Source organism: Acetivibrio cellulolyticus CD2 (genome assembly GCF_000179595.2).
Classification (GTDB): domain Bacteria; phylum Bacillota; class Clostridia; order Acetivibrionales; family Acetivibrionaceae; genus Acetivibrio; species Acetivibrio cellulolyticus.
In genome coordinates this window covers 39,552-62,157 of record NZ_JH556651.1, presented here as the reverse complement: position 1 = coordinate 62,157, position 22,606 = coordinate 39,552, and the positions used below count along the sequence as shown (strand labels likewise).

General features: G+C 35.8%; 19 protein-coding genes. 3 read left to right on the top strand and 16 right to left on the bottom strand.

What is annotated here, in order from left to right:
- Positions 1 to 33: 33 nt before the first annotated feature.
- The 5 genes from feoB to ACECE_RS0200205 all read right to left on the bottom strand — a co-directional run bounded on the left by feoB (position 34) and on the right by ACECE_RS0200205 (position 4,687).
- A complete protein-coding gene (feoB, locus tag ACECE_RS0200225; RefSeq protein WP_010243092.1) occupies positions 34 to 2,082 on the bottom strand; it encodes a ferrous iron transport protein B in 2,049 nt (682 codons plus the stop codon).
- A 76-nt stretch (positions 2,083 to 2,158) separates the two neighbouring features.
- Positions 2,159 to 2,869, bottom strand: a complete 711-nt coding sequence (locus ACECE_RS30815) for a metal-dependent transcriptional regulator (protein ID WP_010243091.1) — start codon at positions 2,867 to 2,869, stop codon at positions 2,159 to 2,161.
- A gap of 213 nt (positions 2,870 to 3,082) precedes the next feature.
- On the bottom strand, positions 3,083 to 3,559 hold the full coding sequence (locus ACECE_RS0200215) for a DUF6803 family protein (RefSeq protein ID WP_010243090.1): 477 nt from the start codon (positions 3,557 to 3,559) through the stop codon (positions 3,083 to 3,085).
- A gap of 78 nt (positions 3,560 to 3,637) precedes the next feature.
- Positions 3,638 to 4,018 carry a VOC family protein gene (locus ACECE_RS0200210; RefSeq protein WP_010243089.1) on the bottom strand — a complete coding sequence of 127 codons (381 nt, stop codon included), beginning with the start codon at positions 4,016 to 4,018 and terminating at the stop codon, positions 3,638 to 3,640.
- Positions 4,019 to 4,081: 63 nt separating this feature from the next.
- Positions 4,082 to 4,687: an FMN-dependent NADH-azoreductase gene (locus ACECE_RS0200205; RefSeq protein WP_010243088.1), complete on the bottom strand. Its 606-nt coding sequence runs from the start codon at positions 4,685 to 4,687 to the stop codon at positions 4,082 to 4,084.
- 362 nt (positions 4,688 to 5,049) lie between these two features.
- Between ACECE_RS0200205 and ACECE_RS0200200 the strand changes: the two genes are divergently transcribed.
- The 3 genes from ACECE_RS0200200 to ACECE_RS0200190 all read left to right on the top strand — a co-directional run bounded on the left by ACECE_RS0200200 (position 5,050) and on the right by ACECE_RS0200190 (position 9,696).
- Entirely contained in the window at positions 5,050 to 5,622 is a 573-nt protein-coding gene (locus tag ACECE_RS0200200; RefSeq protein ID WP_010243086.1) for an RNA polymerase sigma factor, read from the top strand.
- A 5-nt stretch (positions 5,623 to 5,627) separates the two neighbouring features.
- Positions 5,628 to 7,031 carry a hypothetical protein gene (locus ACECE_RS0200195; RefSeq protein WP_010243076.1) on the top strand — a complete coding sequence of 468 codons (1,404 nt, stop codon included), beginning with the start codon at positions 5,628 to 5,630 and terminating at the stop codon, positions 7,029 to 7,031.
- Between the two features lie 70 nt (positions 7,032 to 7,101).
- Positions 7,102 to 9,696: a phospholipid carrier-dependent glycosyltransferase gene (locus tag ACECE_RS0200190; protein ID WP_010243074.1), complete on the top strand. Its 2,595-nt coding sequence runs from the start codon at positions 7,102 to 7,104 to the stop codon at positions 9,694 to 9,696.
- Positions 9,697 to 9,800: 104 nt separating this feature from the next.
- Here ACECE_RS0200190 and ACECE_RS0200185 read toward each other — a convergent pair whose 3' ends face one another.
- The 11 genes from ACECE_RS0200185 to ACECE_RS0200140 all read right to left on the bottom strand — a co-directional run bounded on the left by ACECE_RS0200185 (position 9,801) and on the right by ACECE_RS0200140 (position 22,544).
- Entirely contained in the window at positions 9,801 to 10,853 is a 1,053-nt protein-coding gene (locus ACECE_RS0200185) for an ADP-ribosylglycohydrolase family protein (RefSeq protein WP_010243072.1), read from the bottom strand.
- A gap of 109 nt (positions 10,854 to 10,962) precedes the next feature.
- Positions 10,963 to 11,475, bottom strand: a complete 513-nt coding sequence (locus ACECE_RS0200180) for a hypothetical protein (RefSeq protein ID WP_010243070.1) — start codon at positions 11,473 to 11,475, stop codon at positions 10,963 to 10,965.
- Between the two features lie 50 nt (positions 11,476 to 11,525).
- Entirely contained in the window at positions 11,526 to 12,479 is a 954-nt protein-coding gene (locus tag ACECE_RS0200175; protein ID WP_010243067.1) for an amidohydrolase family protein, read from the bottom strand.
- 52 nt (positions 12,480 to 12,531) lie between these two features.
- Positions 12,532 to 12,729, bottom strand: coding sequence for a DUF1648 domain-containing protein (locus ACECE_RS32225; RefSeq protein ID WP_162862439.1), 198 nt, complete (start codon positions 12,727 to 12,729; stop codon positions 12,532 to 12,534).
- 122 nt (positions 12,730 to 12,851) lie between these two features.
- A complete protein-coding gene (locus ACECE_RS0200170) occupies positions 12,852 to 13,322 on the bottom strand; it encodes a hypothetical protein (protein WP_010243066.1) in 471 nt (156 codons plus the stop codon).
- A 429-nt stretch (positions 13,323 to 13,751) separates the two neighbouring features.
- Positions 13,752 to 14,399 (bottom strand): hypothetical protein, encoded by a 648-nt coding sequence (locus ACECE_RS0200165; RefSeq protein ID WP_010243065.1) that lies wholly within the window; start codon positions 14,397 to 14,399, stop codon positions 13,752 to 13,754.
- 395 nt (positions 14,400 to 14,794) lie between these two features.
- On the bottom strand, positions 14,795 to 15,007 hold the full coding sequence (gene copZ / locus ACECE_RS0200160) for a copper chaperone CopZ (RefSeq protein WP_010243064.1): 213 nt from the start codon (positions 15,005 to 15,007) through the stop codon (positions 14,795 to 14,797).
- 28 nt (positions 15,008 to 15,035) lie between these two features.
- A complete protein-coding gene (locus ACECE_RS0200155) occupies positions 15,036 to 17,522 on the bottom strand; it encodes a heavy metal translocating P-type ATPase (protein ID WP_010243063.1) in 2,487 nt (828 codons plus the stop codon).
- Positions 17,523 to 17,763: 241 nt separating this feature from the next.
- Complete coding sequence (locus tag ACECE_RS0200150; protein WP_010243062.1) at positions 17,764 to 18,210, bottom strand: VanZ family protein; 447 nt, start codon at positions 18,208 to 18,210, stop codon at positions 17,764 to 17,766.
- A 1-nt stretch (position 18,211) separates the two neighbouring features.
- Positions 18,212 to 20,884, bottom strand: a complete 2,673-nt coding sequence (locus ACECE_RS0200145) for a CotH kinase family protein (RefSeq protein WP_010243061.1) — start codon at positions 20,882 to 20,884, stop codon at positions 18,212 to 18,214.
- Between the two features lie 229 nt (positions 20,885 to 21,113).
- Positions 21,114 to 22,544 carry an AbfB domain-containing protein gene (locus ACECE_RS0200140; protein WP_010243060.1) on the bottom strand — a complete coding sequence of 477 codons (1,431 nt, stop codon included), beginning with the start codon at positions 22,542 to 22,544 and terminating at the stop codon, positions 21,114 to 21,116.
- Positions 22,545 to 22,606: the final 62 nt, after the last annotated feature.

Genomic DNA, 22,606 nt, shown 5'->3' with positions numbered 1-22,606 from the left:
AACTAACACCATCCTTCTTTATTTTCATAATTTCTAAGAATATCCCAATAGTCTTCCTACCTGAAAAACAATTACTGCCATCACCCATCCAAGAACAAGGCTATAGCCTATTGCGAAAGCAGTCCATCCCCACGAATTAGTTTCACGTTTTATAGCTCCTATTGTCGCAACACATGGGATATATATCAGCGTCATAACCATGAACGATAGAGCTGAAAGCGGAGTCCATGCTTTTGCAATTGCCGATGTGAGTCCTTCGTCATTAACACCATAAACAACTCCCAAAGTACCAACTACAACCTCTTTTGCAACTACCCCAAATAACAATGCAACAGAAGCTTCCCAAGTTCCAAAACCTGCAGGTTTTAAAATTGGTGCAATGAAAGACCCTAAATGTCCGAGTAAACTATCACGGCTTGCATATTCTACACCTGCCGGTAAACTTGAAAGCACCCATACAAGTACAACAACCGCAACAATAAGTGTTCCTGCTTTTTTGATAAACGAACTTCCCCTATCCCACATATGAATAAATGTACTCTTAAGGGTAGGCATCCTGTATGGTGGCAATTCCATGATAAAATGAGAGGTTTCGCCTTTAAATACCAACTTCTTAAAAAGAACTCCCATTGCTATCGCAAGCACAATTCCCAAAAGATATAGTGCGAAAATAATTAATCCTTGATTTGCAGTGAAAAACGCTCCTGTAAACATTATATATACCGGAAGCCTGGCAGAGCATGACATCAACGGATTTATAAGTATTGTAACAAGACGGTCCCTTTTATTCTCAAGAGTTCTGGTTGCAAGAATTCCCGGAACATTACATCCGAAACCTACAATCATAGGTATAAAGGATTTTCCGTGAAGTCCAAGTGTATGCATGAAGCGGTCTGTTATATAAGCCGCCCTTGCCATATATCCGCTATCTTCAAGTATGGATATAGCAAAGAAAAGCAGTAAAATATTCGGCATGAACATAATGACAGAGCCGACTCCACTAATTATGCCGTCTACAACAAGAGAATTCAATAATTGCGGTGCACCCGAATTATCCAGCAAAAGCTTCACAGCACTGCCCAACCAGCTAAATATAGTCTCTATACCATCTGCAATAGGATTCCCAAGGGTAAATGTAAACTGAAAAATTGCCCACATTACAATAAGGAAAATAGGTATTGCGAGATAACGATTTGTTACTATCATATCTATTCTGTCCGTTATTGACTGTCTTTCCTCAAAAGACATATGCCTCTTCACCGATTCCTTAATCACTCCGTTAATGTAACCATACCTCTTTTCGGCAAAAATCGATTCGATATCATCTCCCCAGATTGCTTCAATTTTTTTAACCAAATCATTTCGATGCTTGCTCAAATTTTCGTAAACTTTGCTTTTCTCAATAATTTTTTTTACAGTTTCATCACCTTCAAGAAATTTTATTGCCATCCACCTTGGGTTATTTATTCCTGCAAACTCTGATTCCTTCTCTATTTCAACCTGTAACAAGTTTATAGCCTCTTCAATATCTTTTCCGTAATTAATACAAATTGGTTTGTACGAATTCTCATGGGAAGATTTCAGTACCTGACTTAACATTTCATCAATTCCTTCCCCCTTTGTTGCAACTGTAGTAACTATTGGAACTCCAAGGATGGATGAAATGTGCTTTATGTCTATGTGAATTTTTTTTGATAAAGCCTCATCATACATATTCAATGCCAGTACTACATTGGCATCCATCTCCAACAGTTGGCATGTGAGATACAGATTTCTCTCAATGTTTGTTGAGTCAATTACATTAAGAACTACATCAGGCCTCTCAAAAAGTATATAATCTCTGGCAACAGCTTCATCCTCTGAATACGCTCCAAGGCTATATGTTCCCGGAAGATCAACCACAGTAATGGATCTATTCTTAAAATTGAAGCTGCCTTCCTTTTTCTCCACCGTCACTCCCGGCCAATTTCCAACATGCTGCCTTGCCCCTGTAAGAGCATTAAAGAGCACTGTTTTGCCACAATTGGGATTTCCGGCAATAGCTAGTACTATTTCTTTATCTATTAAATTTGTTTTTACCATTTTGATTCACTCCTCAATTGTTAGTTTCACCTAACTTTTCTCGTAAAAAAAAACGTAGTAATGCTTCAGCTATTCCCTAAGTTATTTCGACAATTATATCCGCTGCCTCAGATTTACGCAAACTCAAGCTATATCCCTTTATTCCAAATTCCATAGGATCTCCTAACGGTGCAAATCCTTTTACCAACATTTCTGCCCCCGGAGTTATTCCCATCTCCATAATACGTCTTCGTACTGCACCTTTGGATGAAACTTTTACTACTTTACACCTTTGTCCTATCTTTAATTCGCTTAGTTTTTTGGTACCAGCTTCCACATTCATACTTCCTGATTTTTTTTCATCAGCAACTTCAAGTTTTGAGCATACAGAGCAATGTCTATCATTGATATTGCACTCTTCTGCCATATAACCATTCCTACATAAAAACTCAGTCAAACGATCCATTGTTTGAGAGCTAACAGCATGCTCCATTTGGCACGCATCTTTCTCTGCAATCTCCGGGTCGACTCCTAGCGTTTTTACAAGGAATTTTTTTAACCTTATGTGACGCTGCTTTACCTTTTTAGCATATTCCCTTCCACTCTCAGTCAGCTCTACAGGTCCATACACCTGCTGACTTACAAGCCCCATATCCTTAAGTTTACTTATTGTCTGATTTACACTTGATTTGGCTATGTTAAGCTTGCTTGCAATATCAGTTATCCTGACAGCGGCTTCTTCTTCTGATAGTTCAAGTATAGCTTCCAGATAATCCTGCATCGATGAAGATAATATTTTTTCAGACATTACTAAACCTCCCTTATCAACAAGCTTAATACCAGTATCGCAAATCATTATCAGTATTAGTTAGTCTCACCTAACATTTTAGTCCTGTTTTAATATTTTGTCAATGGATTTATCAATTACAACGATGTAAGATCAGATATATAGAGGGAGGATGTCTGAATAAAAGTTCGAAACATCCTCCAATCTTTGAGTCTTAATAATAATTAATCAAATTTACATCTTCATTTCCATCAAGCTTGGATTTAACATTCCAAAAATCATTGCAATATGAGAAACTACCAGGAAAATTCCTACGAAAGTTGCGTGGAGCTTAAGCTTTTCAACCTCATCACGTTTTTTAGCTATAAAACCTAATTCAAGAAGAGTTATACCAAGGAGAGGTATTATACCTAAAAGATAGAATCCAACTGCTATTACATCTGCAGGTCCGCGCCAGCCTCCTGAAGAAGTCAGTGGAATTACTGCATTGAATAAGAGATAAAGAAAAATACCTGTAAAATAAATACCTACTGTAATTCCTGCAACTTTATTCAGTTTTCTTAATCCACTATTCAAATTTCTACTGAAAAGTATTGCCAATTCAGAAACCGCAATTGTTTCTGCAAGAATAACCGGAATTGCCATAAAAATTATTAGATTCCACGGTTGGTTTGTTGCAAGCAATTCCATATAATGAGTCATAGCATCCATATTATTTCGACCTCCTAATTATTTGTACAATAATTAGGATAGCCAAATAATATGAAGATTTTATGAAGATCAAGCTAATTATTTATCTTCTCTCAACAAGTATTCATTTCCATCCTGATCTTTAAAGGAAAACATCTTTCCATAAGGCATTACTTGAAGTTCCCCGACTTCTACTGCATTATCCTTCATTTTTTTATAAGCATTTTCAATATCTTTTGTAGTTAATATAATTGAGGGATGTGCAACATTAGTCTTTGGATTTTGTTTAATCATTAAATTTTTATCATATAAAATAAATGTAGTTAATTCATCGCTATTTGGAGCAACTTCCAACCACTTCATAGACGGCCCCATTGCTTGTTCAAATTTTACAACAAAATCTAATTTTTCAAGCCAAAACTTTTTTGCCTCTTCCTGATTATTTACATAAATCGTAATCTTTCCGATTTTATTAATCATATAACATACCTCCGTTTTTGATATTCTCCTAGTATTTATTAACGCGTTCAATTATCAAACTAATTAAAAAGTCTTAGCTATTTTCTGTGCCTCTTTAATTGCATTTGCTACAATTGTATTTACATCGTTACCAATGACATCTAATGCCTCTGCTGATATTGTAGTAAAATCCCTGATACCAAGGAAAGCAAACAATGTTCTTAAGTACCTGTCACCCATTTCAAATGCAGCTCCGGGTCCATCAACGTATGCTCCACCCCTAGCAGTAATATTCACTGCTTTTTTCCCCTGACACAAACCTACAGGACCCTCTGCAGTATACTTAAATGTTATACCTGTAACAGTTATATAATCAATATAAGCCTTCAGAACAGCTGGTATGCTTAAATTCCAAAGCGGCTCTGCGATTACATATTTATCAGCTTCTAAAAACTGATATGCATATTTTAATATAGGATGATTTTTTCCAGTCCCTGGTTCTGGGCTATGCAGTTCATTTAGTTGACCCACAGGTAAGAAATTTATTCCTTCCTTATACAAATCCAAAGTTATTATTTCATCTTCAGGATGGCTCACCTTATATGTTTCAACAAAACTGTCAGAAATCTTAAATGTCCTTGACTCGCCTTCTGGTTTTGCATTTGCTTTAATGTACAGTACTTTGGTCATTTTTTACCTCCTGCTAGGTTATTATTGAAATTATTCTGCCTCTAGTATGCGCATAAAGTAAATTATAATTATGGAGCAACATCTCTTATTCATTAACTTCTGGATTGAGCAAATGCTGGATTGAAACCTCATTCATATTCCTAATATTAGTGCTATAATAAACAAATAGGGTTAAGTATAATCTGGATTTGATTCCATCTACTTCCTCCATAAAGAAGGACAAGTTTGGAACTTGTTGATTAAACGGCAAATTAGCAAAATCACATATGAAAGTAATAATGTAAATTTTTTATAAATAGAGTGAACCTTTTTCGAAAATATTACCTCTTATTTGTGGTGCACCAATGAAAGGAGAAAGAGAAATGGATGAGGCAAATTTGGTAAAGTGTTGGCAGGACGGAAATATTGAAGCATTCAGGACTTTATATGAGCAATACAGTAACCGCGCCCTGCGTACTGCTTTTCTGATCACGGGTAGAATGGATATTGCTGAAGATGCTGTACAGGATGCTTTCATACAGTCCAATAGTCAAATAAAGCAACTTAAAGATGCTCAAAAATTCAGGCCATGGTTTTATAGGATACTTGTAAGACAAAGCTGGCATTATTCAAGTAAAGAAAAAGGTAAGATATCCTTTGATGATATTGATTTTAAGGCTAAATCTGATACTATGCATGCACCGGAACTAATAGTAAGATTCGAAACAAAAAAGGTACTTCATGATGCTGTATCAAAGCTTAGTACTCCACTTAGAACAGTCATGGTTCTTTACTACTTTAACGAACTATCCATCAAAGAGATATCCAAGGTATTGAACTGCTTTGAAGGCACAGTAAAATCCAGGCTTCATAATGCAAGAAAAACTTTACAAAAAGAATTAGAAAAAGATGAATTTATGAGCGAAATTTATTTTCAGGAAGTAAAAGGAGTGTGAAAAATATGAGTAAAATAAAGAACTTTGAAACTTTGATAAAGTCTTATTATAATGAAAGTACAGATAATATGGATTGCAGCCCTGATACATTTGAAAGAATTGAAGAAAAAATAAGATTCGGAGAAGAAATGAATACCGTGCATAACAGCTCTGTTTTTTCAATGTTTAATTTTAAAAAAGTAGCAATAGCGTCGCTATGTTGTGCTATAGTGATGTGCGGAGGGATTTTTACTTTTTCAGGCAGTGCTCGTGTATGGGCAAAGGAAAAACTCGGAAACGCAACTTCAATGATATACAAGCTTATATATACAGATGATGGATATAAACCTGTACAAGTAGCGGAAGAAGATGAGAAACCTTTAGAAAAACCTATCCTTAATGAAACTATTATGCCTGATTCAGAATTTTCAAAAGCAGTTGGATTCAAGGTAAATTTTCCAGCCCAGCTTGAAGGTGGAACTACCCTGTATAGCAAAGCATGGTACAGTTATAAGAATCCTAATGACACTCTGGCTTATTCAACCTATATAAAGGATGGTAACATGATGGGAGGTGGTGAGTATTACCTTCTTGAACAGTTCAAATCCAGTATTCATTTGAGTAATTACTATAATGTAGAGCCCGTTAAAATAGGAGATATAGATGGGTATTGGTGCGAATCACCTAATCCAATATATCCTGGCGATGACTATCACTATGAACCAACAGGTATTGATATCTATCACTACTTATATTGGGTTAAAGATGGTGTTTATAATTTTGTAATTTCATCAGAACAGCCATCTAACAAACAATTGCCAAAGGAAAAAGTTTTAGATTTTGCAAAATCCGTAATAAATGCCAAAGATACACCTTATGAAATCCCCCAAGTCTACATAAATTATTTAACCTGGAATCCATATATGTATAACACTCCGAAAATGGAAAGATTGTATTGTATAGAAGATCGCGTGAAATTCTCCTTCAAAATTCCTGAAAAGCTGGCAGATAGTTATCCTTTGATAAAGAAAGGATTTATATGTAAGCTGCCCGAAAACTTCAAAACTCAATATACTGAAGATGTATGGAATTTGATAGGTGCTTCTTACGGTAGCAGCAGCTCAAATACCCCCATTGTTAACCTTGTAATTTCCGATAGGAGTTCCATTGTAAGTGATTGGGAAACATCAGAGAAGATATCTCTTAAAAAAGTTACCGCCTACTATGGAAAGCAAAGTGACAAGGATTTCACAGCATCTTTAGATGAGAATACCTTTCCAGATTATAAGGTCAATACAGAATCTCATTTCATCGCCTGGAAGGATGGCGGAATATATTATAAGCTTTATATGGAATCTGGTGATTTCAGTTCCCGTGATGAAGCAAAAAAATATGCCCAATCAGTAATAAAATCCGTAAATGCAAAATAAAACTGTTGAATTTGTTTTTAAGCCTTTTAAGGTTTAACATTTTTATTATTTAATCTAGGAGGTCAAAGGGATGTTTAAAAAGCTAGTAGCAACCATATTTGTTCTATGCTTTGTGTTTTTGCAATTTGGGGCCGCTTATGCAGAAGGAGTCAACGAGGTTTTGAATCCGGGGTTTGAGGAAAGTGGTTCTGAAGCTACTTTTTGGGAAAACAGGATTTATAACACTTCACCAGGTGCCGGAGAAATAAGTGTGCAAACTGCACAAGCGCATTCAGGAAACAATTGCATCAGGATTACAAACAGTGTAGGAAATGATTCAAGGGTTGTTCAGGTTATACTGGTAAAGCCAAGTACACTGTATAAAATTTCAGGCTGGGTAAAGACTGAAAATGTGGGCAATGAAGGAAAGGGTGCAATCCTTTCAGTGTACATGATGATGATTTCTACAAAAGAACTTAAAGGTACAAATGATTGGACCTATGTGGAATTGTATGGACGAACAGGACCGGACCAACAGGCCCTGGAATTTACTGCAGGAGTAGGCGGTCATAGTGGTGAGAGTACAGGAACTGCATATTTTGATGACTTATCAGTTGAGGAGACATTGAATGTTCCTGAGGGTGCAGCTATAGAGAACCTTTATACACCACAGCAAGGCAATCAGGGGACGGGCAACACAGAACAATCAGACAATAAGGGCTGGATAACAGCTTTGATAGTTGCATTGGCAGTTGCTATAGGTGCAATTATATTTTTTGTGTTCAGAATGTCAGGAAAAGCTGATGACAAGAATACTGAAGCAGCAGATAATCAACAAAATGGTACTGACAAGAGCAATTTTGAAGGTATTTCAAATACAAAGCCGTTTAAGATAGACAAAAAAGATATGATTATTATGTCAGTTATGACTCTTGTATATGCAGTAATTGCAATTTATAACCTGGGCTCTACAAATGTGCCGGAGACTTACTGGAAACCGTCTGCATTGGGTACTACTTTTACTGTAAATTTTGACCGTGAATATGACCTTTCAAAAATAGCCTTCTATAATGGAGCTGGAGACCTAAATTTAAGGATCGAATATCTTAGACAGGATGGTAATTACGAACCTGTTGCTACAATAAAGCAGGATGTGTCTAAAGCATTTATGTGGGATTCCGTAGTTACACAGTTTAAGGCTAAGACACTTAGATTTAAGGTGCAGAAAATCGGAGGTACATTAAATGAAATAGTCTTCTTTGAGCAGGGAAGCAAAGAACCTATAAAGAATTTCACTGTGGAAACTGGAAAAGTGAGCCAAAACGATAAGGGTACAGTTCAAAACCTTTTCGATGAACTGGATGTTGGGGATTATGAAAACAACTACATGAATTCAACCTATTTTGATGAAATATATTTTCCAAGGACAGCATTCGAGAATATAAACCGTATGGAACCATACGAGACTACACATCCGCCTCTTGGAAAGGATATTATGGCTTTGGGCTTGCTTATTTTTGGTGTAAACCCATTTGGATGGCGTATAATGGGAACTTTGTTTGGAGTTGCTATGATTCCGGCCATGTATCTGTTTGGTAAGAAGATATTCCGCAAGAGAATATACGGATTTATCAGTGCATTCCTAATAATGTTCGAGTGTATGCATTTTGCTCAGACAAGAATTGGTACAATTGATTCATATGCAGGGTTCTTTGTAATTCTGGCGTATTATTTTATGTATGATAGCTTTATGAACAAGTCCTATGAAGTGGGATTCAAAAAGAGTTTATTGCCGCTGATGCTTGCCGGAATATTCTGGGGGCTTGGTTCTGCGAGCAAATGGACTGCGGTATACGCAGGTGGCGGTCTTGCAGTTCTTTACTTCACTTCGAAGTTCCTCGAATATAAGAGTTATGAAAAGTTGTTGAGGAAAAAGGCATTATCAGGCGGTGCAAGACAATCGAAAATACGTGAGTGGTTTTCTAAAAACTTTGTGCGTATATCCTTGGCTTGTGTAATATTTTTTGTAGTGATACCAGTAATACTATACACTGCTTCATACCTGCCCATCATAACGCTTCCGGGCGAGGGACATAACCTTGGAGAAGTTGGGAGATACCAGGTTAATATGTATGAGTACCATTCGAAATTAGACGATGAGCATATATGGGCATCACCGGCTTACTCATGGCCTTTGATCCAAAAGCCTTTGCTTGAATACAGGAATTTGAGTCTTCCTGGAGATAGAACATCATTGATGTATGTTGTGGGAAATCCGGCAGTCTTTTGGTTTGGAATTGTTTGTGTATTTGCTGCAATATTAATAGGTATAATGAAGAAAGATAAGAGAGTGTTCCCTATTTTAGTGGCGTTTGCATTTCAATACCTCCCATGGTTCAGGATAAGCCGCTGCATATTTATATATCACTTCTTCACATCAGTGCCATTTATGATACTGTGCACTGTGTATGTATTAAATTTCCTGAGGGAGGATTTTCCAAAAATTGTGGGAAGGGATTTTGGCAGCAAGGCAGCAGCGGAAACTACCTATAAAGTTTCAACAGCATTTATATACAGTTATCTTGTAATAACACTTGCGTTGTTTGTATTCCTTTATCCTGCAATTTCGGGAATGGAAGTTCCGACAACTTATCTAAACTGGGTTAAATGGATCCACATTGCATAATGGATTTGAAATATCAAAATAGGCTGATGTAAAGCAGCATAAGAGGTGGCATCGACCTAACGGTCAATGCCACCTGAAATTTCAGATGCATGGCAATACTTATTTCAATATGGAGGAAGCATTCTCCTGATAACATAAAATATAATTACAGGCATAAAAATAAGGTTTCGGCATAGACTCAGACCCCAAAAAGGTTCTTTAATCTTGATTTCTGAGATTGCCTTGTTTCTATTACCAAGTACTTGACTTATGTCTTCAATATACTTCATAGAATACGGGAAAAGATAGATATCTTTTCGCAAGTCTTCCGGAATTCCTGCCACTGTTACACTTGCTCCTAAAATACTACCTAAAATGGCTGCTGTAGTATCGGTATCACCACCACATCTAATCATTTCTATAATACTTCCTTTAAAATCCCCCTTATAACTGAGCCAGGCATGAATAACAACAGGAACAGTATGATATATATATCCGCTAATTCCTTTTTCTAGTCCTATCCGTAACGCGTACTCCTTAGAGCTTTCTTTATTGGACACACTCTTTACAACATCTTCAATAAGCTTAAGAAACTCAGTACTTTCATAACCCATTAATACCTTTTTTAATCCTTCATGAAAATTAGATGGATCTACTGTCTTTTGATTACTAGCTACAAAAGCAGCATATGCAATAGTTAGAGCACCAATTTCAGCTTTTGGGTCGGTATGGGTAATCCTTGTAGAAATCCCCACCAGACTTTTCATTTTATCTGTATCATTTCCATAAAGAATTCCTATCAATGCACTTCTCATGGCAGGACCATTTCCTGCTGAAAAAACTCCGCTCTTTTTGGGTGAAAAACCAACAAGCAATTTAATACATGCCCTTAACGATGCAAACCCAACCCCTAAAGGCATTGATATTATCCAATTTCTCAAGGACTTGGCCAAATATTTTGAAAACAACATCTCATCTCCAGAGGAACGGTACAACGCATGTGCAACCATTAGCGTATGCTCTGTATCGTCCGAAATAAGACCTTTACCCATAAAGAACCTTTGCCTGCAAATCTTTCTATAAAGCTTTTTTTGTCGGGATGCTGATAACCCTTCATATAATAATCCTAATGAATCTCCAACAGCGGTACCTATTATTGATCCGAGAACTATTTCCATCACAAATACCCAACTCTCCCCTCGGCAATAGTTTATTCAAAGCTGGTGTCAGACACCCCACGGAGCTAGAGGCGCAGATAGATGTCCGCCCATTAAAAAAACTTACTGCTTATATATCCTTTTTGTTAAGCTCTTTATACAAACTGGCACTCCTCAAATTCTTCAACTTTATCAATTTTATAATATCATCCAGTTTGCCATATGATAGTCTTATATAAAAATAATTTACGTATTCACCAACACAAAAGAAATACATAAAAATCGCTATAAAGTTTTCTATCCTGAGTATTGGAACAATCCCACTAACGAACAAATATACAATAATAAATGGATATGCAGCTATTAAAATCAAATCCAAAAGCCTAAGAAACCTATACGTCTTAATAAACATTCCACGGTTTTTTATCTTATCATTAATCTTTCTAATACTGTAGAACCAATAAAAACTACCTTGTAATAATATAAAAATTAACATACTGAATGGATATACCATAACAACGTCTATACTTAACCTTAATGTTATTCTTAGGGTATACAAAAAAACTATAACAAATGTGATTGAGGCTGCCAATTCCCCTAAACACAAATTAACAAGTTGTTTCTGAATTCTATGTCTTTCCATTGATACTTTCCTTTCAATGAATACTTATAACCTAAAGTGCCTAATTTCTTCTATTGAATTCCTAAGCCATATTTCCGTATAATATTTAATTCTTTAGCATTAAATAATCCTGCATCGTACAAATTAATAAATTCTTGTGAAACACTTTGACCAAAAACTAAAATATCATCAGAATTAACTGTAACTTTTATACCATGATCAAACAAAGTTCTTATTGGATGAACTTTTATACTTTCCACTCGATTTAACATAACATTACTTGTAGGACATATATTTAACTGAATTTTATTATCTGCAAGCCAGTTCATTATTGCTGGAGACTTGTAAGCAGAAATGCCATGTTGTACTTCATTTAACTCCAGCTCTTCAACCGCTTCTTTAACAGAATCTGCACAACCCCATTCACCTACGTGCGCTTTCAGCAAAAGCCCTTTTTCTTTAGCTTTTCGGTAAATTGGTTTAAAATTTTTGATTGGCTGAGCCATTTCATCTCCATACAAATCAATTGAAAAGAAACAATCCTTTTCGAGAAATGGTGCAATCCATTCTTCAAGCATGTTTACCGGACAATGCCTAGATAGACCAATTTGAAATCGAAATTCTATCTTAGGAGCAAATCTTTTATGCATTTCCTGAAATGTTTCTATCAACAGATTTACGTTACCTCCATAAAAATGTCCATTTGCCCAAACATCATCACCAATTTCCAAAATGGTGACACCATCATCATTTGCTTGAACAAAAGTAGCCTCGATCGCTAATCTTCTTTTATCAGCAGTACCAAAAATGTCACCAATATTTTGCCCAACCCATGTGTGCATTTCATCCATGCTATGCAATTTATCACTTAGGTGAGGTATTGTAATACCTAAACGCTTATTAATATATTCTCTATTTCCACCGAGGAAAAAATGGTTATGTAAGTCTGCTTTAGGAATTAATTTTAAAGTTTGTATATCTCTATTCTCAATGGCGCTAATAAATAACTTATCATAGTCTGACATCATACCCCATCCTTTACCTTAATCTTCCCTAGTTAATTCACCTGATTTTGTGTTATCTCTTTTTCTTCCTACTGAGATAGATGATATAAGGTATCAATCCAAGAAGAAAAATGAACTCTTTCGCCATATAGGATTTAGTTCCATCTGAATGAAACTGCCTTGGAATCTGGTCTGGTAGGAACGGGTATAGAACCGCGCAGATAACAAGTGGAATAATGAGAATACACAAACTTTTCAAACTTTTTTTCACGATTTATTCCTCGCTTTTTTATATTATTCGCAAATAAAACATATATGAATTAACTAAATCTTCAAAGGCATTCCTAGCGACACGACCTGCGAAGCTAGAATGCATCAAGGAACAGTACTTCCTCACTGATGCTTTGAATATGCCTCTTGTATATCTTTCATTACTTCTTCAAGTTGGTAATATGAATCCATTTTATCTGGTCTTTCATAAATATTTTTAAAGCATTGACTTACCTTTATGTACATGCCTTGTACTGTTTCATCATATGAATCAATTAATAAAAATTTATGAAATTTATTAAGTACTTCTTTTGCCTGAAGTCTTTCGTTTTTATTCATTAAACCAGTTGTCATTATTAATTCTGAACTCGATTTAGTGTATGAAATTGCTTCTCTATAACTATATTCATTTTGGGACTTTGATTTATCGCTTTCAAAATTATGCCCAAAGTTTTCTGAAGCCCTTAAAATCGAATTTTTGTAAGCTTGATTATTCTCATTGCTTTTGGCGCTATTTGTGAAATATTGAAACCCACATAAAAAAAGCAAACAAATTGCAACCATTATAAATATTAATTTTTTCTTTTTAAACATTTAACTTCTCCCCCATTTTTCTATAATATAAATAAATCCAAAACCTTACCCTAGCCAGACTTTCGATAGCGATAGGTAATCTCTATATTTTCTCAGGCTCCAAACCGGAAGCTTTATACAATTATAACAAAACCACGCTAAATTTGGAATCCTCTTTATTTTATCAAGGGATGATGTTCCATCAATTCTTTGACAGTGCCCATAGTTGCTTTAATTATGAAAAGAGAGCTCCTATAGGTATAGGAATTTTGTATGAAATGGCATATGTTAGGTTCATGTTACATTCGTAATGTTCATTTCAAGGATTTGGAGATGATCAGATAAATTGAGAGCAAGGTTGTAAAACCTTTTAAGATAGGTAACTTCTGCTATTAAGCAGGACAGTATAAAATTAGATCAATATAAGAAGAACTGCTTAGGAATTAGTTCTCAATAAGAAACGTCGTCTATATATATGGTGCCATTCCAGCCCGGAGAGCCACCAGCTTTTGTTATCTGGATACCTATTTCACGCGTATCGCTTTCATTTACATCAATCGGAGCGAAAGAAATTTCATTCCAACCCGGTTTCAGAGTATTGGCTATGTCAATAGAGCCACCATCACTCCATGAATAGTTTTTTGTTGTTTTAATATAAAGTTTGACACCTATCGGAGCGGATTTGAATTTTTCACTAACCAATTCCTCAGGAATAAATACCTTTGCTGTAAGAAGTTTACCCTTCAAATTAATAGGATTATCATAGTTAATTTTGAATGCACCTTTAGTAGTTTTGGCACTTTCATTATTTTCTTTGAAATCACAGGTAACTGCAGCAGATGATGAGCCGGAAGCTTTTTGGTCAGTACTGATAGCAACGTTTGTACAACCGAGTTCACTTTCAGTTTCGCTTTCCCATGTTGATATACACCAATTCTCCAATGAGCCTTCAAAACCATAAGACACTTTATCGGCAGAAGAGACACCCTTTGTTTCAGAAGCAGGTTCTTCTTCAGTACTTTTTGATGCACATGCAGTGAATGAGAGCATTAATGATACGACAGACAATAAAGCCAATATTACCTTGAAGTTCTTCATTAAGTTTTCCCCCTTTTGCAGGTTTTGATTTTGAAGAAGCAAAAAAAACTGGTCAAATGCAGATTATAATAATATAATTTAAGAAAAATAAAGACTAAGTATTAAAAAAACACTATCATTATAATTATAAAATAATTGTCGTTAATTATCAACAATATAATTTTTCAGATAATTGTGCTGTTGTGTAAATATGGGAAAAGTTTTTGTTGGTAAATCTATAGTATTATGTATAAACTTCATTAAGATAATACAACAAGTGCTTGGTGCAGAGGAGATTTTTGTTTATGCAAGTCAGTTTTACTTGCTGGCACAAATCTCCAAAAAAGGCGGGTCAAAAAGCCCGCCAAAGATTTTGGTTTTTATTTACATGTTGAAACTACAATTATAATAACTTACTATTTGACATCATATCCTTGATCTTCTATTGCATCCTTTATATCGCCAACACTTACTTTTTCAGCGTCGAACTCAATAGTAACCTTTTTACCTTTCAGGTCAACAGCTACGCTTTCAACACCTCCCAAAGCTCCTACCGCTTTTTTAACACTATTCTCGCAGTGACTGCAAGACATACCTTCCACATTTAATGTTTTTACTTCTTTTGCCATAAAAATGCCTCCTTGATATTAACTAACCTTATTTTTTATTTAATTCCCACTCTTGTTTTGCCCATTCTTCTGTGCTGTTTAACTGAACAGTCGGCTTTCCGGGATTATAACCTCTTAAACTAAGCGAATTTGTTACAACCGATACAGAACTAAATGCCATCGCCCCACCTGCTATGATAGGGTTTAACATTCCAAAAGCAGCAAATGGAATACCAATAATATTATATATAAATGCCCAGAAAAGATTCTGTTTGATCTTCCTCATTGTTCTTCGTGAAAGCTTTATAGCTGTTGGTATGGACCTTAAATCTCCCCTCATGAGAGTTATATCGGCAGCTTCTATAGCAACATCCGTTCCTGTGCCTATAGCCATACCAATATCTGCTGTTGCAAGCGCAGGTGCATCATTAATCCCATCACCTGCCATACCAACAATCTTACCCTGTTTTTTAAGCTTCTCAACTTCCTCCGCTTTATTCTCAGGAAGCACCTCTGCCAACACTTTGGTTATTCCAACTTGTTTCGCTATTTGCTCTGCTGTCCTCTTATTATCCCCTGTTATCATATAAACTTCAATACCCATATTCTGCAATTCTTCTATTGCCTCTTTTGAATGCTCCTTTACAGTATCTGCAACAGCTACAACTGCTTCAATCTGATTATTGACGGCTACAAGCATCGCAGTTTTACCTTCATCTTCAAGTTTTACAATAGTTTCTTCGGTTTTGGAAATGTCAATCCCCTTTTCAGTCATAAGCTTCCTTGTGCCTATATATAAGGACTTGTCTCCAATTACCGAAAGTATACCCCTGCCCGGAATTGCTTCAAATTTATCGGGGTCTGGCAAGTTTCCCAATTCGTTTTTGCCCTTTTCGTAAATGGCAACCCCTAAAGGATGTTCAGATAATTTTTCAGAAACAGCAGATATCTTTAAAATTTCTGATTTATCCATATTTCCTAAAGGTACAATATCGGTAACCTCAGGCTGACCTTTTGTTATTGTCCCGGTTTTGTCCAGCACAACTGCATTAAGTTTATAAGCCATTTCAAGGTGCTCTCCACCCTTAATTAATATTCCGTTTTCTGCCCCCTTACCAGTCCCCACCATAATCGCCGTAGGCGTTGCAAGTCCAAGTGCACATGGGCATGCAATAACCAGTACCGATACGGCACTAACGATTGCAGAAGTAAAGCTGCCGACTGCAAAGTACCATATTATAAAAGTTACAAAGGCTATTCCAATTACAGCTGGAACAAATATACCTGATACCTGGTCAGCAATTTTTTGGATAGGCGCCTTTGATCCCTGTGCGTCTTCAACCATTTTAATAATCTGTGAAAGCGCCGTGTCCTTTCCTACTTTGGTGGCTTCAAACTTAAAAGTTCCAAATTTATTTATAGTGGCACCAATTACCAAATCTCCAGCCTTTTTCTCAACTGGCAGGCTTTCGCCAGTAAGCATGGATTCATCAATTGAAGAATTTCCGTCAATTATTTTTCCGTCAACAGGAACCTTTTCCCCGGGTCGAACTACAATAATGTCACTAACTTCCACATCTTCAACCGGAATGTCCTCCTCAATACCATTTCTTATAACTCTTGCAGTTTTTGCCTGGAGACCCATAAGCTTCTTAATTGCTTCTGAAGTTTTACCCTTTGCCACAGCTTCCAGATACTTTCCAAGCAGAATCAGAGTTATAATTACTGCACTCGCTTCAAAATACAGCTCTTTCATTATCATGCCCGTTGCCTTTTGAGGTGCGAAGAAAGCATTATATACGCTGAAAAAGTATGCAGCTGACGTACCCATAGCTATCAATACGTCCATATTTGCACTCTTTGCCTTTAAGGCATGGTATGCATTTTTATAAAACCTGAATCCGATAATAAATTGAACAGGAGTTGCTACAATAAGCTGAAAATACTCATTATGCAAGAAAGCAACATCCAAACGTACAAGTGTAAGCAGCATAGCCATTATTAGAGGAGAACTCAAAATTGCTGAGGTTATAAGTTCCCTTCTAAGCCGTTTGATTTCCTTTTCCCTTTGCTCCTTTTCCTTGTCCTGTGTAACATTTTCAATCTTATCAGCTTTATAACCAAGTGATTCTACTGTATTAATCAAATCTACACTCTTAACTTTTGAAAAATCATACTCAATATTGGCTCTTTCCGTTGCAAGATTTACAGCCGCCTTAACTACTCCTTCAACTTTATTAAGCTTTTTTTCAATTTTTGCACTACATGCTGCACAAGACATTCCTGTTATTTTAAGCTCTATTTTGGTTTGTTTGCCATCCTCTTCTTCAACAGCTTCATAACCTAGCTTTTTAACAGCTTCACGAATCTGACCCAAGTTGACAAAACCATCTTCAAACTCCACCGTAGCCTTCTCTACAGCATAATTCACATTAGCATTCTTTATACCTTCCAATTTATTTAAGCCCTTCTCAATTCTTGCCGCACAGGCAGAACAGGACATTCCTGATATTTTAAACGATTCCTTTCTATCCATCCTCATCACTTCCTATATCTAAATTATATATTATTTATACCCAAAATTAAGCTCGTCAATATTCTAATATTTATTATTTACTCCGGCAATAATATGGTAATAAGCGGAAACGTATTGAAATAAAGGCAGAGAATACAACAACAGCCTTATTTTTTAAGATTAAATAAACTAGGGGCTATTGCACCTAACGATTAATCGTCATAGTGCAACGCCCCCTTTTATATTGCGACCGATACATATTTCATCTAATAACTATTCTTCGTATCATTCGATATATACCATATCCCAACACTCCACCCAATACATTTAAGATTAAATCATCCACATCAGAGGTTCCTACCCATCCAATATACTGAGTAATCTCAATAAACAGGCTTGCAAAAAATGCGGCCAGAGCCACTCTTTTCAAATTATTTACCCTACTCACGACTATGGGCAGCAAAAAACCCATTGGAACAAAAGCAGCAATATTACCAAAAATGTTTACAATAAAGCTATTTACATCTGATGATGTGAAAAAATGAATTATCGTCACAAATGGCAGAAACTTTATCTCACGTCTTGTAAAATCCCTTCCAAAGTATGAACTAAAGAAAGTCAGGTAAAAAAGATATGCAAGGTAACCAGTAAGCGCTGCAACACTTACCAAGCGTACCCACTTTTTTGTTACTATCTCAAATTCTTTCATTTTAAAACTCCTTGATAAATCCTAATAAATATCCCCTAAGTAGAGCAAAATCAATAGAGTTAACACTGCCATCGCCATTCAAATCAGCATTTTCATCTGAAACTGGCAATTCTTTAATTATTCCCAACAAATAACCTCTCAGCACTGCAAAGTCTATTGAATTTATGCTTTTATCATCATTAATATCTCCAACGAGCACTTCATTTAATGCTTCCTTATAAACAGCTTTAATATTCATATCCCCGGTAGGAGTAAGGGATATGGTGTCAGATGTCCCTGTAGCTGCAGTTACACCTTCCCAATGATCAAACTCAAAGCCTTTCATAGGTACTGCTTTTATTGTCAATGGAACTCCCTTAAAGTAAATACCAGTCCATTCACTCGGATTTATAACTCCAGGGGTAGTATTGTTTATATCAATGGAGTTTATCTTGATATATCCTTGACTTGCATCTGAATTAAGCTTAATAGATGCAGTACCTTTCACTCCATATTTAGTAAAATTACTTACTATGTGCTGTCTCACATAACCCGGACGTCCGTCGGCAAAGTTTTTCATAACCTGGACATTTTCACTCCAGGATTTCTTATATGGACTAGTGGAAGTCATTTGGATATTTTGCCAGCGGTCGCAGTGTTCAGGCATTGCAGCCTCAATAGCAGACTTTGCTTCATCTATTTTTTGATTTACCCTTTGTGGCTCAAAGGAAGTATTTATTTGATCTGCAAAACGGTTTATAAACTCATTTCTGAATTCAGTATTTTTCATTAATGTCTTTAACAGAAATATCTCCCACTCTTCGTTGGCATATTCCAAATCTGGAATTGTGGTATCACCAAGAAAAAACGATAAGGTATCAAAATCAGGAGTTGTATCATATATACCAAAACTCATGGCAGTGTCCCTAAGAAGCCATCTCCATCTTCCATCCTGTCCATATGGTGCCTCAGGATGATATTGGCCGTCATCAGTTTTATACTTCCATATAGTTACATTACCGTAAAGCCAATCGGTATTGTCATAGTAGATTTGTGCTATACTCGTGTTTATGAAGCTTTCTATGTCCATTTTTGTTTTAATGTATTCATATGTACTCTGCTTGGTTATTGGATTTGATTTTAAGTAGTCAATTATATCCTTTGTATATGCCAACACATCAGCAGCAGTACCTTCCTGAATCACAGGTTCTTCCCAAATATCAAGAATAGCAACCTTATCCTTATTAAGGTTGTAATGAGCTTTAAGATATTTCTTATCATAGCGCTCCCTGATATTATATATTCCCCAGTATTCTCCATCCAGGAATACTACAGAAGGCCTATAGGCTTGCGTATCAATTTTGAGATGGGATACAAGACTTTGTAAAACTTCATCGCGAAGCATAAGTGTTGAGTTATCATTTGCTCCGTTACTTAGAATTAAACGTGCAAAACTATCCAGCTTTTCGCCATTAACTTTTTTAGTAAGTCCGGAAAATACATCATATTTGAATTTATCGGTATCGTCATAGCCTCCGTCAGCATATAAACGGAAGGATTTTTGAGGAAATTTCCTTGACCATTCGCCATTGAGTCTTGCTCCGATATATTGCGAAAATCCAAGACTTCCATCTGGTTCAAAAAACTCTATATGCATGGGTCTTTCCCACTCAGACCCTTTTTTCTCACAATTAGTATTTATATAGATTCCGGTGGTACTGTCAAAGAGGTTGTCTGAGTCAGTAACAAGTGAGATAACCGGAATGCTGTACCGTGTCTTCATATTTGGATCAACAAAGTATGTATTTGTGACAATTTTGCTTTTTACACCATCTTCCCTAATGGCAACGGCCTTTACAATTGAGCATTTGAAAACCGTACCGTTGGGCTCCTTCCATGGATTCCACACAGTATCTGCCGATATGTTTTCAATCATAGAAAGTACATTTGGTTCCCCAGCTCTGCTTTTAATATCTATTCCACCTATGTATTCATATGTACCTGCAACTCCGGGGACGGGGTCTGATCCATCAAGAGTGTAATATATTTTTACTTTCAATTCATCTGTTGAAATCTTCAGATTAAATGCACTCTCATAGAATCCGCCTTGATGAGAAAAAACAGGCATTTTAACTGCTGTTGTTGCTGAAGTGTATATATTTGAAGCTTTAGGTGTTGCTTCAGAAAACACCATAAATTCCAAAGCACCATCGTTTTTTCGTCCATAAGATTGATCATCCCCAAGAGAAACAGTTGTAACAGTATCAGCAACTGTTTTATCAGGCATCTTAAGAGTAATAGTCTCGCCACTTGAACTTATTTTGAAATTAGTATGAAGCTGACCATCTGCTGCAACCTTATTTTTGTCTGACGCCCAAACTACCAAATACCCTTTTGCAGGTATAACTCCTTCAGGGAAAACCCAGGTCGCTCCATCATCAGAGAGAGTATACCCTGTCAAATCAATTGCCTGCTCACCTGCGTTATAGAGCTCTATCCAATCGGAATAAGCGCCGCCTTCTTTGCCATGCACCGCATCATCAGTATCTCCGTCTCTCAAAGTTGATGTATTAGCTGCCATAATCTCGTTTATAAATATGGTTTTGTCTGCGCTCGCAAAAACTTTAAAGCTTGCCGGTCCATTTACATTCATTAATAGTGCTGTGGCAGTTATAAATGTTACTAGCTTTTTCACGCTACTCACCCTCACAAATTAAATAATATTTAAACGGCTATCATTTCATATAATACTACTATAAATAAAATATCCATTTTTATCAATATTATTTTCACGTAAATAAATGCTACCTGTGAGGTATGCAGCTGTTTGCTTCTTGTTAAATGGTTGTTTCAATATAATATCCAAATTCTTTTATAAGAGCTTTTATTTCGTCTGACGAAAATTGATTTACAAAAGTAATGTTCTACTGAGCTTCAATCGTTTCGTATGTCGCATCTTCCCTTCCTAGTTCGTCAACAATTTCTTCAATCCAAAGATAATAATCTCTATGCCTTATATATCTATTGGGAAAATTATAGGATTGAAAAGATATTTGATTTTCATCTGCTAAACCAGGTACCTTTCTAAAGGTTGCATCTCCATTAAAGTTTGCTGTACCATCATATTGTTTGAGAATAAGTTCAAAGTTCTCATGCTTGAGGTAATATCCTGGATTATTCTTTGACTCAAAGGAAATACAATTGGGGTCAGCAAGACCTGGAACCATCTTGAATATGGAATCTTCAACAGGTGTCACATATGACGAAATACGAGCTCTGGTTGATTGATGCCTTATATAATATCCACGATAATTATGTGATTCAAGCCGCATAAACGGTGAATTTATTATTTTAATAGTTGCCGTTGGTGTTGACACTTGCGTGGTAGTTGGTATTGGTGTTGCCTTTTTTGAAGGTATTTGAGTTGGTATTGGTATTAGAGTATGTGTATTAGTGCGTATAGGTATTAGAGTCGGTATAGCAGCTGGTGTTTTTGTCGGGGTCGGTATTAATGTTGGTATTGATGTTGGCATAGCTGATACTATTGATGTAGCAGTCGGTATTAGTGTTGGTGCTGGTGTCAATTTATCCTCGTTTAACACACCTTCTAATAACTCATTGATTTTTAGACTTTTTGCATCTTCAATTGAAAAATCTTTATTCCGATCTTTATATTTAGTATATAGTGCATATCTGCCAGTGGATATTCCTTTACTTTGAGCATCTTTTCTTTCGTATATGGTTGTTTGCACAAGAAAGACATTTACATTTTTATTCTCTTGTATATTATCTTTAACTGAGTTCATTATAATATTAAGTTTTTTCTTATCAGTTTGATACTCCTTATCATTTTCATCTTTTTTGTTGTTTAAAGTACTTGAGATTAATACATAATCCTTTTTGGCTTCACTCAATGCGTAATCCTTTTTTACTCCATCTATTATAATATCAACAGCTTCAGAGACACCTATCCTACCTATCTTTAATTTATCAGTAAGAATTTTTGCATCTTCATTCAATGGAACCAAACTTAAAACTTTTCCAACATCATCAATTCCTAATTCCAAGCTCGGATTAATGTCAACATCTACGAATGCAAAAACTTTTGGCTCAGATAATTTATTGATTATACCAGAATAGGCTGATAAGCAAGTTATAACAATTAGAATACACGCAGCACTTAACGCCAGTTTTGTCATAACTGACCTTTTTCTAATGATTTCCTTTTCAGTAAATTCAATTTGCTTACCTACGTGAATTGTAGGATTTCTCTTAATATAGAAACATTGAAAATCATTTGCAGTAACTATTGCCTTGTTTTTTGTAAGTTTTATTACAATACCTTGATATTTCATTTCTACCCTCCTAAAGTGCAGATCATATAAATTATAATTTAGAATTGTATGCATCCATATTT